The sequence below is a fragment of the Streptomyces sp. 17_S59 genome, assembly GCF_056930295.1.
Genome location: NZ_JBXOWD010000001.1, coordinates 4,138,887 through 4,153,594 on the forward strand (window position 1 = coordinate 4,138,887; position 14,708 = coordinate 4,153,594).

General features: G+C 74.3%; 13 protein-coding genes. 6 read left to right on the forward strand and 7 right to left on the reverse strand.

Features of this window, described 5'->3' with window-relative positions:
* The first annotated feature begins 43 nt into the window (after window positions 1-43).
* Both AC1Z4A_RS18720 and AC1Z4A_RS18725 read left to right on the forward strand, forming a co-directional pair.
* Window positions 44-994 carry a hypothetical protein gene (locus tag AC1Z4A_RS18720; protein ID WP_483680305.1) on the forward strand — a complete coding sequence of 317 codons (951 nt, stop codon included), beginning with the start codon at window positions 44-46 and terminating at the stop codon, window positions 992-994.
* A gap of 174 nt (window positions 995-1,168) precedes the next feature.
* On the forward strand, window positions 1,169-1,852 hold the full coding sequence (locus AC1Z4A_RS18725; protein ID WP_483680306.1) for an HAD family hydrolase: 684 nt from the start codon (window positions 1,169-1,171) through the stop codon (window positions 1,850-1,852).
* 240 nt (window positions 1,853-2,092) lie between these two features.
* On the opposite strand, the gene AC1Z4A_RS18730 is transcribed toward AC1Z4A_RS18725, so the two are convergent.
* Window positions 2,093-2,323: a hypothetical protein gene (locus tag AC1Z4A_RS18730; protein WP_483680308.1), complete on the reverse strand. Its 231-nt coding sequence runs from the start codon at window positions 2,321-2,323 to the stop codon at window positions 2,093-2,095.
* A 270-nt stretch (window positions 2,324-2,593) separates the two neighbouring features.
* Between AC1Z4A_RS18730 and AC1Z4A_RS18735 the strand changes: the two genes are divergently transcribed.
* Window positions 2,594-2,977, forward strand: a complete 384-nt coding sequence (locus AC1Z4A_RS18735) for a cold-shock protein (RefSeq protein WP_483680309.1) — start codon at window positions 2,594-2,596, stop codon at window positions 2,975-2,977.
* A 33-nt stretch (window positions 2,978-3,010) separates the two neighbouring features.
* On the opposite strand, the gene AC1Z4A_RS18740 is transcribed toward AC1Z4A_RS18735, so the two are convergent.
* The 4 genes from AC1Z4A_RS18740 to AC1Z4A_RS18755 all read right to left on the reverse strand — a co-directional run bounded on the left by AC1Z4A_RS18740 (window position 3,011) and on the right by AC1Z4A_RS18755 (window position 6,593).
* Complete coding sequence (locus AC1Z4A_RS18740; protein WP_483683637.1) at window positions 3,011-3,844, reverse strand: 1,4-dihydroxy-6-naphtoate synthase; 834 nt, start codon at window positions 3,842-3,844, stop codon at window positions 3,011-3,013.
* 86 nt (window positions 3,845-3,930) lie between these two features.
* Entirely contained in the window at window positions 3,931-4,659 is a 729-nt protein-coding gene (locus AC1Z4A_RS18745) for a futalosine hydrolase (protein WP_483680311.1), read from the reverse strand.
* Between the two features lie 9 nt (window positions 4,660-4,668).
* Window positions 4,669-5,148, reverse strand: a complete 480-nt coding sequence (locus AC1Z4A_RS18750; RefSeq protein WP_483680313.1) for a DUF2771 domain-containing protein — start codon at window positions 5,146-5,148, stop codon at window positions 4,669-4,671.
* A gap of 26 nt (window positions 5,149-5,174) precedes the next feature.
* Window positions 5,175-6,593, reverse strand: a complete 1,419-nt coding sequence (locus tag AC1Z4A_RS18755; RefSeq protein ID WP_483680314.1) for an MFS transporter — start codon at window positions 6,591-6,593, stop codon at window positions 5,175-5,177.
* Window positions 6,594-6,923: 330 nt separating this feature from the next.
* Here AC1Z4A_RS18755 and AC1Z4A_RS18760 point away from each other — a divergent pair, with 330 nt between their 5' ends.
* The 3 genes from AC1Z4A_RS18760 (at window position 6,924) to AC1Z4A_RS18770 (ending at window position 11,594) form a co-directional block, all read left to right on the forward strand.
* Window positions 6,924-7,814 carry a DUF3027 domain-containing protein gene (locus AC1Z4A_RS18760; RefSeq protein ID WP_483680315.1) on the forward strand — a complete coding sequence of 297 codons (891 nt, stop codon included), beginning with the start codon at window positions 6,924-6,926 and terminating at the stop codon, window positions 7,812-7,814.
* 259 nt (window positions 7,815-8,073) lie between these two features.
* Window positions 8,074-11,319 (forward strand): sacsin N-terminal ATP-binding-like domain-containing protein, encoded by a 3,246-nt coding sequence (locus tag AC1Z4A_RS18765; protein WP_483683638.1) that lies wholly within the window; start codon window positions 8,074-8,076, stop codon window positions 11,317-11,319.
* A gap of 89 nt (window positions 11,320-11,408) precedes the next feature.
* Complete coding sequence (locus tag AC1Z4A_RS18770) at window positions 11,409-11,594, forward strand: DUF1059 domain-containing protein (RefSeq protein WP_483680316.1); 186 nt, start codon at window positions 11,409-11,411, stop codon at window positions 11,592-11,594.
* 193 nt (window positions 11,595-11,787) lie between these two features.
* Here the strand turns inward: AC1Z4A_RS18770 and AC1Z4A_RS18775 are convergent, their stop codons facing one another.
* On the reverse strand, window positions 11,788-14,178 hold the full coding sequence (locus AC1Z4A_RS18775) for an HAD-IC family P-type ATPase (RefSeq protein ID WP_483680317.1): 2,391 nt from the start codon (window positions 14,176-14,178) through the stop codon (window positions 11,788-11,790).
* Window positions 14,179-14,239: 61 nt separating this feature from the next.
* Window positions 14,240-14,524, reverse strand: coding sequence for a DUF2530 domain-containing protein (locus AC1Z4A_RS18780; RefSeq protein WP_483680318.1), 285 nt, complete (start codon window positions 14,522-14,524; stop codon window positions 14,240-14,242).
* Window positions 14,525-14,708: the final 184 nt, after the last annotated feature.

Consider the following 14,708-nt stretch of genomic DNA (forward strand, 5'->3'; position numbering starts at 1 on the left):
CCTTCGGTGGGGTTCGAAGGCTGATGTGGTCTTGGGGGCTTCGGTGGGGATCGAGAGCGATCAGCTGGTTTACGACTACCTGAGCAAGGTCGGGGACCTGGCGCAGAGACAGGCGCTCACGTCCGCCGACCGGATGCGCCTGGTCACCCGGCTGCGGGCGGAGATCGAGCGGCGCCGGGCCGACGAGGGCGCGGACACGCCGGCCGCCGTGCAGCGCATCCTCGACGGGCTGGGCACCCCGTCGGAGGCGGTCGCCGGAGCGGGCGCGGGCGGCACGGACGGTGCGGGTGCGGGCAGGGTGCCCGAGCAGCGCCGGAACGGGGAGTACGTCCGCATGCTGGGCGGTGCGCTGCCGCCGCACCTGGCCACGGAGGAGGAGCTGCGGCCGCGCGGCGGCGCCGGTGCCGCGGGCTCGGACCCGGCCCCGGACCCGGACTGGTGGCGGGTGGAGGCGGGGCCGTTCGGCGGCGGTGTCGGTGGCGGCGGCGATGCGGTGCACGGGTTCGTGGGCGGGATCGAGATCCCGGACATGCTCAAGCCGCCGCGGCCGGCGGCGGAGGCGGCCGCGGCCAAGGAGGCCGAGGAGGAGCCCGAGGACGCCGAGGAGACCACGCCGGCCGAGGACGACGGCCGCCGCGGCTTCTTCGGTTCCGGCGGTGTCTCCATGAGCCCGCTGCTCCTGCTGGTGGCGGGCCTGCTGGCGGTCGGGGCGGTGATCGGCAACTGGATCGTGCTGGCTGCGGGGTGGGCGCTGGCGTACGTCACGCGCCGTCTGTCGCAGGCGGAGTCGAAGTTCGCGGTCATGGGCCTGCCCGGGCTGGCGGCGGCGGGCGGGGTGGTGTGGCTGTGGGGCCGCGTCAACGAGCGCTGGGGCGAGCCGATACCGCAGGGCGGGATGGGGGAGGCGCTGGCGGGGACGTGGCCGGTGGTGGTGCGGGTTGCTGCGCTGGCGTCGGCTGCGTTCGTGGTCTGGCGGGCGCGGCGGCAGGGGTAGGGGGTTTCCTTTCCCGATCCCGCCCCTTCCCGAATCCGAAGGCTGCGCCCCCGGACCCCGGACCCCGGACCCCTCGCGCTGCGCGCGGGGGCGAAGCCCGGGGGCTCCGACCCCGTACTCCGCTCCTGAAACCGAGTCAGGCGAGGCTGAGTCCACGGGGGGGTGCGCGGCACAATGTGGGGCATGACCCCGCATCAGCGCACGGACACGGCCCTCGGCCGTCAGCTCACGGTGGGCTTCGACCTCGACCTCACGCTGGTCGACTCGCGGCCGGGCATCAGAGCCGCGTACGAGGCCCTGGTCGCGGCCACCGGCACGTACGTCGACATCGACCTCGTGCTCACCCGGCTCGGCCCGCCGGTCGCGCACGAGCTGCGCAACTGGTTCCCGGAGGACCGCATCGCGGAGGCATGCGAGATCTACCTGGCCGCCTACCCGGCGCACGGCATCGCACCCTCGCCCGCCCTGCCGGGGGCCCGGGAGGCGGTGGCCGCGGTCCGGGAGCTGGGCGGCCGGGCCATCGTGGTCACGGCCAAGAACCCGCGGAACGCACGGCTCCATCTGGACCACCTGGCCATCGAGCCCGACGAGTTGATCGGCGACCTGTGGGCGGAGGCCAAGGCGGTGGCCCTGCGCGAGCACGGGGCGTCGGTGTATGTGGGCGACCACGTCGGGGACGTGCGGGGCGCCCGGGAGGCGGGCGCGGTGTCGGTGGCGGTACCGACGGGCCCGTACGGGCCGGAGGAACTGCGGGCGGCGGGGGCGGATGTGGTGCTGGGTGGGGGGTTGACGGAGTTTCCGGGGTGGCTGCGGGGGTATTGGGAGGGTTCTTCTCCCCTGTCCCGCCCCTTCCCGTAACCGGGGGCAAGCCCCCGGACCCCCGGTCCTCAAACTCCCCCAGCTACCGCTGGGAGGTGCCCCCAGACGGGCTGGTTTTCCAGCCCGTCCGGCGTTTGAGGCTGTGCTCGATTTGCGGCTCCGCCGCGTGGCGCGCGAAGCGCGGTCCCGGGGTCTGGGGCGCAGCCCCAGTTCGGGAAGGGGCGGGGTGGGGAAAGGACCGCCGGAGGCCCCCCGGAGCGCACCCCGAACGACCCGCGGTCAGCCCCGCACCCGCCGCCGCTCCTGCGCGATGCCGCGCAGCACACCCGCCCCCGCGATCAGAAAACCGACACCCATCAGCATGCAGACGAAGTACGCCGCCGGCGGCAGCGGATCCGCCCCCAGGAACAGCGGTGCGACCGTGGCCAGCGTGGCCACCGCACCCACCAGGAAGACAATGGCACCGGTCCGTACCAGCAGATCCCCGGCTCGGGGCGTTTCGCTACTCACCTGACCAGGGTAGATCCCTGAGCGGCGGCATGGCGGCACGATCGCCGCACGGCCGCCGCACGGCCGCGGCACCAGCCGTTTCAGGATCGAACGCGCAGAGGTACGACCCGAGGACGTCTTGTCACCGGGCCCGCGACCATTAGCCTTGGGGTAGCGGGTCTTGCGACCCGCTGTAGTGCTATCCAGAGCTGTTTTTCTCTTGACTAACGGCGATTTTTAAGCTTTTTCGTAATTTTTCGTATCCGACGAGACACGAGGACGAGGACAGACGTGCCTACCGGCAAGGTCAAGTGGTTCAACAGCGAGAAGGGCTTCGGCTTTCTCTCCCGCGACGACGGCGGAGACGTCTTCGTGCACTCCTCGGTGCTCCCGGACGGGGTCGACGCCCTCAAGCCCGGCCAGCGCGTGGAGTTCGGCGTCGTCGCCGGCCAGCGCGGTGACCAGGCGCTCTCCGTGATGCTGCTGGAGCCCACCCCGTCGGTCGCGGCCGCCCAGCGCCGCAAGCCCGACGAGCTGGCATCCATCGTGCAGGACCTGACCACGCTCCTGGAGAACGTCACCCAGCAGCTGGAGCGCGGCCGTTACCCCGACAAGGCGCACGGCGCCAAGATCGCGAACATGCTGCGCGCGGTCGCGGACCAGCTGGACGTCTGATGCGGAGTCATCCGCAGCAGCTCATACGAAAGCTCATACGAACCTGAGCGCATCCCGGCCGAGGGGCGGTACGAGCCCCTCGGCCGCGGCGCGCGTCAGCAGCCCGCGCACGGCGGCGTAGCCGGTCTCGCCGAGTCCGGCCGTGAATTCGTTGACGTACAGCCCGATGTGCTGGTCCGTGACGTCCGGGTCCATCTCCTGCGCGTGCTCCAGGACGTACGGGCGGGAGGCCGCCGGATCGTCCCAGGCCATGCGGACGGACGTGCGTGCGGCTTCCGCCAGTTCGCGCAGTTTCGCCGCGCCCAGCGAGCGCTTGGCGATGATGGCGCCCAGCGGAATGGGCAGGCCGGTGGTGCCCTCCCAGTGGTCGCCCATGTCGGCGACGCAGCTGAGCCCGTAGTCCCGGTAGGTGAAGCGCGCCTCGTGGATGACCAGGCCGGCGTCCACCTTGCCGTCCCGCACCGCGGGCATGATCTCGTGGAACGGCAGCACGACCACCTCGCCGACGCCGCCCGGCACCTCGGCCGCGGCCCACAGCCGGAAGAGCAGGAAGGCCGTCGAGCGCTCGCTCGGCACGGCCACCGTCCGCCCGGCCAGATCGGCCGGCTTCGCGGCCTCCTTGGTGAGCACCAGCGGCCCGCAGCCCCGGCCCAGCGCCCCGCCGCAGGGCAGCAGCGCGTACTCGTCCAGGACCCAGGGCAGCACCGCGTACGAGACCTTCAGCACGTCGAACTCGCCGCGCTCGGCCATTCCGTTGGTGAGGTCGATGTCCGCGAGAGTGACGTCCAGCGGCGGCGCGCCGGGGACGCGGCCATGGGCCCAGGCGTCGAAGACGAAGGTGTCGTTGGGGCAGGGGGAGTAGGCGATTCGGACCGGCCGGTCCCAGTCGCTGCCCTCGCCGCCCCGGCTCTCCGCATCGGAGTCGCCCGGCTCGGTCCGTCGGCTCTGCTCGTTCACGAGAACAGCTCGGCTTTCTCCGCAAGCGCGGGTGGCAGGTTCCGGAATGCCTCCGTCAGGGCGGCCAGCGCCTCGCCGATCCGCCAGGCGGCCCGGTCGCGCGGCCCCACCGCGTTGGACACGGTGCGCAGCTCCAGCACCGGCACCCCGTGCGCGGCGGCCGCCTCCGCGGCGCCGAAGCCCTCCATGGCCTCGGCCACCGCTGCCGGGTGACGCTCGGCCAGCTGGGCGGCCCGCTCGGCGGAGCCGGTCGCGGTGGTCACGGTCAGCACCTCGCCGCGCAGGGCGCCGCACGCCCCGGCGACGGCCCGTACGAGGGCCTCGGGCACCCGGTAGCCGTCCGTGCCGAAGCCCAGCTCCGAGACGGACAGGAAGCCGCCGTCACCGGACTGCGCGCCCAGGTCCGCGGCGACCAGCGCCTCGGAGACGACCACGCTGCCCAGCGGCGCGGCGGGCGCGAAACCGCCCGCGATGCCCGCCGAGATCACCAGCTCGTACGGCTCGCCGGCCAGCGCGGCCGCGGTCAGCGCGGTCGCGGTGCCGGCCGCGGCGGCGGCCGGGCCCACCCCGGCGGCCAGCACGTCGAACACCGGGCCGGCGGCGCCGTCCGGCGCCGAGCGGTGCAGCACGGCCCCGCCGGGCAGCGGGCGTGCCACCGGGGCGGGCCCGGCGGCGGTCACGGCATCACGTTCCGCCGGGACGGCGGTGACGACGAGGACACGCATCGGCGCGGCTCAGTCGGTGTCGCGCTCGAGCGTGAAGTTCCAGACGCCCAGCGCCTTGCCGGACTTGCTCTCGAGGATGCTCACCTTGACGGCCTTCTCGGCCGGGCCCTGGCCGGTGGAGAAGAAGGCGCTGGCCGGGATGGAGCGGAACGTCTTCTTGTTCGGCTGCGGCTCGGCGGGGGCGCCGTTGATGAGGATCGTCCAGCCGTTGTCCGCGATCTTCGGGTCGACGCCGAAGCGGACCTTGTCCTCCATGGACGCCTTGACGGTCTTGCTGCCCTCCTCCAGGCAGGAGGTGACCTTGGCGGTCTCGAGGCCGTCGTCGTCGTTGTAGCAGGCGGCCTCGGTGGTCACGGTGGTCGAACCCACGGTCACGGTCGCCAGCGGCGTCGGCTTGTCGCAGGCGGAGAGGGCGACGAGCCCGAAGGCCACGCCGGCGGCGGCGGCAGCGGCGCGGCGGCGCTTGCCCCGGAAAATCGCAGCGGTCATGCGGGCAGGCTATCGGGCCCCTCCGCTCAGGCCACGCGCGGGTGCGGCGAGCCGCGCCGAGCGGCCGTCAGCAGGCCCCGTACGGCAGTGGCCACGCCCAGCGCGAGGAAGGCCGAGGCCACGGACATGCCCAGCACTCCGTTGAGCGGCAGCAGGATGCCGATGGCCCCGCCGGCCACCCAGCACATCTGGAGCAGCGTCTCCGAACGGGCGAACGCCGAGGTCCGCACCTCCTCCGGCACGTCCCGCTGGATGAGGGAGTCCAGCGACTGCTTGCCCAGGGCCTGCGAGATCCCCGCGACGGCCGCCACGACCACCACGAAGAAGGCGCTGTAGAGCGCGGCGGTGACGATCGTCGTCGCCATCGCCGCCGTCAGCACCGCCGCGATCGTCTTCTCCGGCCCGCGCGACCGCAGCAGCGCGCCCATCGCCGTGCCCAGGGCGTTCCCGGCGCCCGCCGCGACCGCCACGATCCCCAGCGAGAACGCCGGGCTCAGGCCGCCGAGCGGATGCACCCGCAGCAGGAAGGCGAGGAAGAACGTGAGGAACCCCGAGAGCATCCGGAGCGCGCTGTTCGCCTGGAGTGCGTGCAGCACCGACGCGCCCACCGTGCGCAGCCCCGGCGGCCTGCGCCGCTCCCCGCGCGTCCCCGGTTTCCCGGGCTTTCCCGGTTTCCGGGACCGCCCGGACGTCAGGTGGTGCCGGTGCTCCGGCGCCGTCAGCCGGGCCCGGGCCTCGCCCTTCGCCGAGTCGACCTTGTGCGGCAGGGAGAGCGAGAGATAGGTGCCGAAGGCGAACACCGCGCACGCCCCGTACAGCGGATACGCCGGTCCCAGCTGGTGCAGCCCCGCGCCCAGCGGGGCCGCCACGCCCGTCGCCAGCAGGCCCCCGAGGGTCACCCGGCTGTTCGCCTTGACCAGCGAGATCCGGGGCGGCAGCAGCCTCGGCACGACGGCGGAGCGCACCACTCCGTATGCCTTCGAGGCCACCAGCACGCCCAGTGCGGCCGGATACAGCTCCAGCCCGCCCGTGGCGACCGCGCCCGACATCGTCAGCGCCAGCAGCGCCCGCGTCAGCATCGCACCGGCCATCGCGGCCCGGCGGCCGTGCGGGAGCCGGTCCAGCAACGGCCCGATCACCGGGGCCAGCAGCGTGAAGGGCGCCATCGTCACCGCGAGGTAGAGGGCCACCCGGCCGCGTGCCTGGTCGGTGGGGACGGAGAAGAAGACCGTGGAGGCCAGGGCAACCGTGATCATCATGTCGCCTGCGGAGTTCACGGCGTGCAGCTCGATCAGCTTGCCCAGGCCGGACTCGCCCGCCCCGTGCGCGTGCGTGGCCTTCCGGACGCCCCGGACGGCACCCCTGACGGGGGCGCGCAGCGCACGGCCGACGCTCCGGCCGGTACGGCGGAGCGGACCGCCTTCGGCTGACCGGATGGCTCCCACCACGCCATACTGCCCCAACTGGCACCGCGCATGGCACTTTCGGTGCATCCGCGGGGCGTGCCCGGCGGCTCGCCGGGGGCTCGCCGACGCCCGGGTATCCCCGGGGCGGCCGCGCGGGGTAGCGTGCGTAGCGCGCCACCGGCCGCCGCTCTTGGCCGCACCCCGAGTCCCGATCCCGCAGAATGGGTGATGACAGGTGCGCCCGAGGCCGTTGTTCGGGCGCGGACGTCGACGCGGTCCCGCGGTCCGCTCCGTCCGCCGCCCCGACCGTTCGGCTGGCGCACTCGTGAGACGGCGTGGAAGAGAGAATCGATTCTTGTGAGTGCTGCGATGCGAAGCCGTACCCCGGACCGCCTGTGCGCCGAGGCGGTCGATCTTGCCCGGGCGGCGGCCGAGGAGGCCGCACTGCCGGGCAAGATCGGTGACCACGTCGAGGTCGCCGCCGACGGGGACCGGGTCGTCACGCACTACTTCGCCTGCCAGGACGCCGGCTACCGCGGCTGGCGCTGGGCCGTGACCGTCGCCCGCGCCTCCCGCGCCAAGCTGGTCACCGTCGACGAGACCGTCCTGCTCCCCGGCCCCGACGCGCTCCTCGCCCCCGAGTGGGTGCCCTGGAGCGAGCGGCTGCGCCCCGGCGACATGGGCCCCGGCGACCTGCTGCCCACCCAGGCCGACGACCTGCGCCTGGAGCCCGGCTGGTCCGGCGAGGAAATGCCGCCGCCGAACTCCGCCGTCTCGGCGGAGATGGCCGAGCTGGCGGAGGCGGAGGACGCGGAGGTCTCGGCCGGTCCCCCTTCGGCCCAGCCGACCACGCCCGCGCGCGGCTCGATCACGGCCCTGGCCGAGGAGCTGGGCATGCGCCGCGCCCGGGTCCTCTCCCGCTACGGGCTGCACACGGCCGCCGACCGGTGGGACGAGTCGCACGGCTCCAAGACCCCCATGGCCCAGGCGGCCCCCGCGTCCTGTGTGAGCTGCGGCTTCCTGGTGCCGATCGGCGGCTCGCTCGGCCAGGCGTTCGGTGTCTGCGCGAATGAGTTCGGGCCTGCGGACGGGCATGTGGTGTCGCTGGCGTACGGGTGCGGTGGGCACTCGGAGGCGGCGGTGATGCCGAAGGCGCCGCGACCGGCGCCGCCGGTGGTGGACGAGACGCTGGTGGACGAGCTGCCGCTGCGCGAAGAAGCGCCCGAGGCCGAGGACGAGGCGGACCTGGGCCACGCCTGACGCGGCAGCCGCAGGACCGGCCGGAAGGGGCCGGGGCGGGACGGGCCCTGGCAGGGGGCGTAAAGGGTTATTTGCGGCGACGTTCGGGGCACCTGGACACGTAACGGTTGCCGTAAATAATCCAGCCCCCAGAAGGGCCCGTCCCGCCCCGGCCCCGACCCACCACCGGCCCCGCGCACCACCGCACCCACCCGCGCTGTACGTTCACGGCAGACAACGGCGACGGGACAGGGAGACGACGGACGTGAGCGGCACGGGAATGGATCCGTTCGGGACCGCGCGGCTGCGGCGAGGGGTGCTGGACGCCTGGGTGGCCTCGCCCGCGAGGTTCCGGGAGGACGCCAACGCCGAGGAGGACCTGGCGCTCGGCGGCTACCGCGACCGCCTGGTCGTGGAGCTGGCCCAGAACGCCGCCGACGCCGCGGCCCGCGCGGGCGTCCCCGGCCGGCTCCGGCTGAGCCTGCGGCCCGCGCGCGACGGCGAGCCCGCCGTGCTGGCCGCCGCCAACACCGGCGCCCCGCTCGACGCCTCGGGCGTCGAGTCGCTGGCCACCCTGCGGGCGTCCGCGAAGCGCGAGGGCGACGGCCGGGCGGTCGGGCGCTTCGGCGTGGGCTTCGCCGCCGTCCTGGCGGTCAGCGACGAGCCCGCCGTCATCAGCCGGACGGGCGGTGTCCGCTGGTCCCTGGGCGAGGCCCGGGCCTTCGCCGCCGACGCGGCGTCCGGCTGCCCCGGCCTGGGTTCGGAGATCCGCCGGCGCGAGGGCCACGTGCCGCTGCTGCGCCTCCCGCTGCCGGCCGAGGGCACCGCGCCGGAGGGCTACGACACGGTCGTGGTGCTGCCGCTGCGGGACGGGGCCGCCGAGGACCTGGCGCGGCGGCTGCTCGCCGGGGTCGACGACGCGCTGCTGCTGACCCTGCCCGGCCTCGCCGAAGTGGTCGTCGAGACCCCGGACGGCGGCGCCCCGCGCACCCTGACGCGCCGCCAGGAGGGCCCGTACACGGTCGTGGAGGACTCCGCCCGCAGCGTTCCCGCGACGCGCTGGCGGGTCGGGAGCGCGGGCGGCCGCCTGGACGGCGCCCTGCTGGCCGACCGCCCCGTCGAGGAGCGGCTGCGGCCCGAGTGGTCCGTGACCTGGGCCGTTCCCGTGGGGCCCGAGGGCGCGCCGGTGCCCCCGGTCACCGCTCCCGTGCTGCACGCCCCGACGCCCACGGACGAGCCGCTGGGCCTGCCGGGCCTGCTGATCGGCACGTTCCCGCTGGAGCCCACGCGCCGCCACACCGCGCCCGGCCCGCTCACCGCCTTCCTCACCGAGCGCGCCGCCGAGGTCTACGCGGACCTGCTCCGCGACTGGCACCCGGTGTCCACCGGCACGCTCGACCTCGTCCCGGCGCCGCTGGGCCGGGGCGCGCTCGACGCCGAGCTGCGCAGCCGGGTGCTGGAGCGGCTGCCGCGCGTTCCCTTCCTGCCCGGCGCCGCCGCGGCGGCCGCCCTCGGGGGCGGGGAGGCCGCGCTGCCCGCGGGCGGCGGCGTGGAGGGCATCCCGTGGACCGAGGGCCCGGACGCCGCCCGGCAGCTGGCGGGTCCCGGGGAGCCGGGCGGCTGGGACGACTCCCTGGCGCGCAGCGCGGCCGTCGGCGAGCCGATCGCCCTGCGCCCGGCGGAGGCCGAGGTCGTGGAGGGCGCCGGGGCGGAGACCGTGGCGGTGCTGGGCGAGCTGTTCCCGTCGCTGCTGCCCGCGGGGCTGGAGCGCCGCCCCGAGCTGCGCGCGCTGGGCGTGGCCCGGGTGCCGCTCGGCGAGGTCATCGACCGGCTGGCGGGCATCGAGCGCGACCCGTCCTGGTGGTGGCGGCTCTACGACAGCCTCGCCGGGGTCGACCCCGACCGCCTCACCGGCCTGCCCGTGCCGCTGGCCGGGGGAGCCCGGCCGGCCGTCGGCCCCCGGCAGGTGCTGCTGCCGCCCGCGGACGCGACCGGTTCGGAGCGCCTGGCGCGGCTGGGCCTGAAGGTCGCGCACCCCGAGGCCGCGCACCCGCTGCTGGAGAAGCTCGGCGCCACACCGTCCTCGCCGCGGGCGATCCTGACGACCCCGCAGGTGCGGGCGGCCGTGGTCAATTCCCTGGACGCCGAGGACTTCTGGGACGAGGACGCGCTCGACAACGACACGCTCGTGGAGGTCGTCCTCACGCTCGTGCGCGACGCGGGTCTGGCCCCCGGTGACGAGCCCTGGCTCGCCGCCCTCGCCCTCCCCGACGAGGACGGCGAACTGTCGCCCGCGGGCGAACTCGTCCTGCCGGGCAGCGCGTTCGAGCGGGTGATCCGGCCGGGAGAGCTGGCCGCGTGCGACGCCGAGCTGGCGGAGCGCTGGGGCGAGCAGCCGCTCACCGCGGTCGGCGTGCTCGCCGGCTTCGCGCTGGTGCGCGCCACGGACGTCGTCCTCGACCCGGACGAACTGGAGCCGCGCGAGGGCGACTTCCCCGAGCCGGACGACGCCGGGCTGCTGGACGCCGTGGACGTGTGGTGCGAGGACGTCCTCGACCGGCTGCCCGACACCCCCGTACCGCCCGTCGCCACCGAGATCGTGGCCGTGCGGGACCTGGACCTGGTCGACGACGACGCCTGGCCGGAGGCCCTGGCCATGCTGGCCGAGCCCCCGCTGCGCGACGCGCTGACCACCCCGGTGCGGGTGCTGCTGCCGGACGGCACGACCGAGTCCGTCCGCCCGTACACCGCGTGGTGGCTGCGCGGCCACCCCGTGCTGGACGGCCGCCGCCCCGCCGGGCTGCGGGTGGCGGGCGGAGATCCGCTGCTGGAGGGCTTGTACGAGGCGGTGGACGCGGCCGGGCTCGCGGACGAGCAGGTGCTGCGGGCCCTGGGCGTGCGGACCTCCGTGGCGGCCCTGCTCGACGAGCCCGGCGGCGCCGCGGAGCTGCTGGCCAGGCTGGCCGACCCGGCACGCCCGGTGCGCCCCGCCCAGCTGCACGGCCTGTACGGGATGCTGGCCGAGCTGGACCCGGAGGAGGTGACCCTGCCGGACGAGCTGCGGGTCGTCGTGGACGGCGAGGTGCGGGTCGTGGACGCGGCGGACGCGCTGGTCGCGGACGCGCCCGACCTGCTGCCCCTGGCGGCGGGCCGCCCCCTGCTCCCGGTGCGCCCGGACCGCGCCGCCGAACTGGCCGACCTGCTCCAGGTGCGGCGCCTCGGCGAGGTGGTGCCGGCGGAGGTCGCCGCGGACCTGGGCGAGGTCCGGGAGGTCCCGGAGGGCGTACGCGTCCTGCTGCCGGCCGCGCCGGTGACGTACGTCGAGCACGAGGAGCTGATCGTCGACGGCGTCGAACTGGACTGGCGCTACGGCCCGGACGGCGTCCTGCACGCGGCGACGCTGGAGGGCGTGGCGGCGGGCCTGGCCTGGGCCTCCGGCACGTGGGCGCGCCGCTTCGAGGCGGCGGCGCTGCTGGAGGATCCGTCGCGGACGGAGGAGCTGGCGCGGGCGAGGTGGTTCGACTAAGGGGGCGACCCGGGGGGGGCTTTTCCCCTACCCGCCCTACCCTGGAAGTGCGGCAAGCCCAGAACCACCCCCCTCCCCGGGAGGCCGCCATGACCAGGAAAGTCGCCGACTGCCGCAAGGCCCCGAGCGATATCGACTGCACCCTCACCATCGCCGGCGAGGAAGAAGAAGTGCTCCGCGCCGCCGTCGAGCACGCCGTCTCCGCGCACAAGCACGAGGACACCCCCGAACTCCGGGAGATGATCCGCGGCATGCTGGAGGACGAGAAGCCCTAGGGGGTGTCCGGTGGGTCAGCACAGGCCCCGCAGCGCCTGGCACGGCACCTCGCCGCGTTGTCGCATCACCCGAGTACGCCCAGTACGCGGGTGATGCTCCGCCTTGCGATGCTCCCCCAGCTACCGCTGGGAGGTGCCCCCAGCACCAGACGCCGCGGGGCCCGCACTGACCCACCGGACACCCCCTAGGCACCTACGCCGGGAACCGCCTGCTCACCCACCGCCAGGTGAACTCCAGCCCCAGCCCCGCGGCGACCGCGATCCCCACCGCCGCCCACGGCAGCTCCGTACCGACCAGCTTCAGCGCGAAGAAGCGCTGGAGCCAGGGCACCACGAGCACGATCAGGAAGCCGGCCCCCATCGCCGCGACCAGCGCCACCCGCCACCACGTATAGGGCCGCGCGATGATCGCCAGCACCCACAGCGAGATCAGGAAGAGCGTCAGCGTCGCGGCGCTCGTCTCCGCGCCGAGCGAGTCCGGCGCGGACAGCCCGGCGAAGTAGCCGGCGTAGTAGTCCCGCGCCAGCAGGTACGAGGCGAAGGTCGCCGCCCCCGCGATCAGCCCGGACGGCACGGCGTACCGCATCACCCGCCGTACGAAGTGCGGCCGCGCCCGCTCCTTGTTCGGCGCGAGCGCCAGGAAGAAGGCCGGGACGCCGATCGTCAGTGTCGACAGCAGCGTCAGGTGCCGGGGCAGGAACGGATACGGCACGCGCGTGCAGACGACCAGGACGGCGAGCAGCACCGAGTAGACCGTCTTCGTCAGGAAGAGCGTCGCCACCCGCGTGATGTTGCCGATGACGCGCCGCCCCTCCGCCACCACGGACGGCAGCGTCGCGAAGCTGTTGTCGAGCAGCACGATCTGCGCGACGGCCCGCGTGGCCTCCGACCCGGAGCCCATGGAGACGCCGATGTCGGCGTCCTTGAGGGCCAGCACGTCGTTGACGCCGTCGCCGGTCATGGCCACGGTGTGGCCGCGCGACTGGAGGGCGCCCACCATGTCCCGCTTCTGCTGCGGGGTGACGCGCCCGAAGACCGCCCCCCGGTCGAGGACCTCGGCCATCGCGCCCTGCTCGGCCGGCAGCCGCCGCGCGTCCACGGGCTCCTCGGCCCCGGGCAGCGCCAGCTTCGCGGCGACGGCGCCGACGGACACCGCGTTGTCCCCGGAGATGACCTTCGCGGAGACGTCCTGCTCGGCGAAGTAGCGCAGCGTGTCCGCCGCGTCGGAGCGCAGCCGCTGCTCCAGGACGACCAGCGCGGCGGCCCGCGCGCCCTCGGCGACGCGCGGGTCGTCCAGCTCCCGCGAGGTGCGGGCGAGCAGCAGGACGCGCAGCCCGCGGGCGTTGAGGCCGTCGGCCTCGGCGAGGGCCGTGTGCCCGGACGGCAGCAGCACGTCGGGTGCGCCCAGCAGCCAGTTGCTGCTCTCCCCGTCGGGGCTGTTGAGCGAGGCGCCGCTGTACTTGCGGGCGGAGGAGAACGGCAGCGACTCGGTGCAGCGCCAGCCGGTGCCGTCGGGGTAGGCGTCGATGATGGCCTGGAGGCTGGCGTTGGGCCGCGGGTCGGAGTCGCCGAGGGCGCCGAGCACCTGGCGCACGTACGGCCCGTCGGCGGCCGCGTCGGGCAGTACGCGCAGTTCGCTGACGTCCATGCCGCCCTCGGTGAGGGTGCCGGTCTTGTCGAGGCACACGACGTCCACCCGGGCCAGGCCCTCGATCGCGGGCAGCTCCTGCACCAGGCACTGCTTGCGGCCCAGCCGGATGACGCCGATGGCGAAGGCGACGGAGGTCAGCAGGACGAGCCCCTCGGGGACCATCGGCACGATGCCCGCGACCATCCGCCGGACGGCCTCCTGCCAGTCGTGTTTCTGCACGACCAGTTGGCTGACGATCAGGCCGATCGCGGCGGGCAGCATCAGCCACGTCACGTACTTGAGGATCCGGCTGATGCCCGTGCGCAGCTCGGAGTGGACGAGCGTGAAGCGGGACGCCTCCTCGGCGAGCTGGGCGGCGTAGGCCTCGCGGCCCACCTTGGTGGCGGTATAGGCGCCGCCTCCGGCGACGACGAAGGAGCCGGACATGACCCGGTCGCCGGGCTTCTTCAGCACCGGGTCGGCCTCGCCGGTCAGCAGCGACTCGTCGATCTCCAGCCCGTCGGCCTCCAGGACCTCGCCGTCGACCACGCACTTGTCGCCGGGCCCGAGTTCGATGAGGTCGCCGAGGACGATCTGCCCGGTGGGGATGGGGACGGGGACGCCGTCGCGGCGGACGGTCGGCTTGGCCTCGCCGATGACGGCGAGGCTGTCCAGGGTCTTCTTGGCGCGGAGTTCCTGGAGGATGCCGATGGCGGTGTTGGCGACGATGACGAAGCCGAACAGGCCGTCCTGGAGGGGCCCCACGACCAGGATGATCAGGAAGAGGACGCCGATGATGGCGTTGAACCGGGTGAACACATTGGCCCGGACGATCTCGGTTGTGGAGCGCGAGGACCGCACGGGAACGTCGTTGACCTCGCCCCGGGCCACCCGCTCGGCGACCTGGCCGGTGGTCAGGCCGGGATGCGCGGCGGCCCGCGCGGGATCGCTCATGAATCCGACGGTACGGGCGGCGGGGCCGTTTCACCCGCTGAGCGGGGCCATTTTCGGCCCGCTACTCCTTCGCCGCGCCGCCCTGCGCAGCGGCCCGCTGCGCGGCCTCATGCCGCTTGATCGCGGCATCGCGCTTCCGCACGTACCAGATGCCGATGAGCCCCAGCCCGCCCCCGGCCACACAGGTCCACAGCCACCACAGGTGCCCGTGGTCGCTGAACCAGCCGTAGAACGGCAGCTGCCCGAGGAAGAGGACGAACCAGACGATCGTGCCACCGGTGACGGTTGCGACGACGGGGCCCTCCAGGGGCTCGGGTGCCTCGTGCGTGGGGGTCCACTTCGTCATGGTCGCCAGCCTAGTGCGTCCGGGTGTGCGGGCCTTTGGGGGAGCCCTTGTGGGATGGAGGGGCATAGGGGTCTACGCGCGGAGATTAGCCAATCCGCGTTTGTTTATTCATACTGAATCGAACGGGAATTGAACGGCTGGTTTTGTTCGATCATCCAAACGGTGATCGGACGGCATCCGCTCA

Excerpts from the sequence above, each read along its gene's own strand:
- AC1Z4A_RS18725 (WP_483680306.1), top strand. The coding sequence starts at position 1,169 with ATGTGGGGCATGACCCCGCATCAGCGCACGGACACGGCCCTCGGCCGT.
- AC1Z4A_RS18745 (WP_483680311.1), bottom strand. The coding sequence starts at position 4,659 with ATGCGTGTCCTCGTCGTCACCGCCGTCCCGGCGGAACGTGATGCCGTG.
- AC1Z4A_RS18750 (WP_483680313.1), bottom strand. The coding sequence starts at position 5,148 with ATGACCGCTGCGATTTTCCGGGGCAAGCGCCGCCGCGCCGCTGCCGCC.
- AC1Z4A_RS18760 (WP_483680315.1), top strand. The coding sequence starts at position 6,924 with ATGCGAAGCCGTACCCCGGACCGCCTGTGCGCCGAGGCGGTCGATCTT.
- AC1Z4A_RS18765 (WP_483683638.1), top strand. The coding sequence starts at position 8,074 with ATGGATCCGTTCGGGACCGCGCGGCTGCGGCGAGGGGTGCTGGACGCC.
- AC1Z4A_RS18770 (WP_483680316.1), top strand. The coding sequence starts at position 11,409 with ATGACCAGGAAAGTCGCCGACTGCCGCAAGGCCCCGAGCGATATCGAC.
- AC1Z4A_RS18775 (WP_483680317.1), bottom strand. The coding sequence starts at position 14,178 with ATGAGCGATCCCGCGCGGGCCGCCGCGCATCCCGGCCTGACCACCGGC.
- AC1Z4A_RS18780 (WP_483680318.1), bottom strand. The coding sequence starts at position 14,524 with ATGACGAAGTGGACCCCCACGCACGAGGCACCCGAGCCCCTGGAGGGC.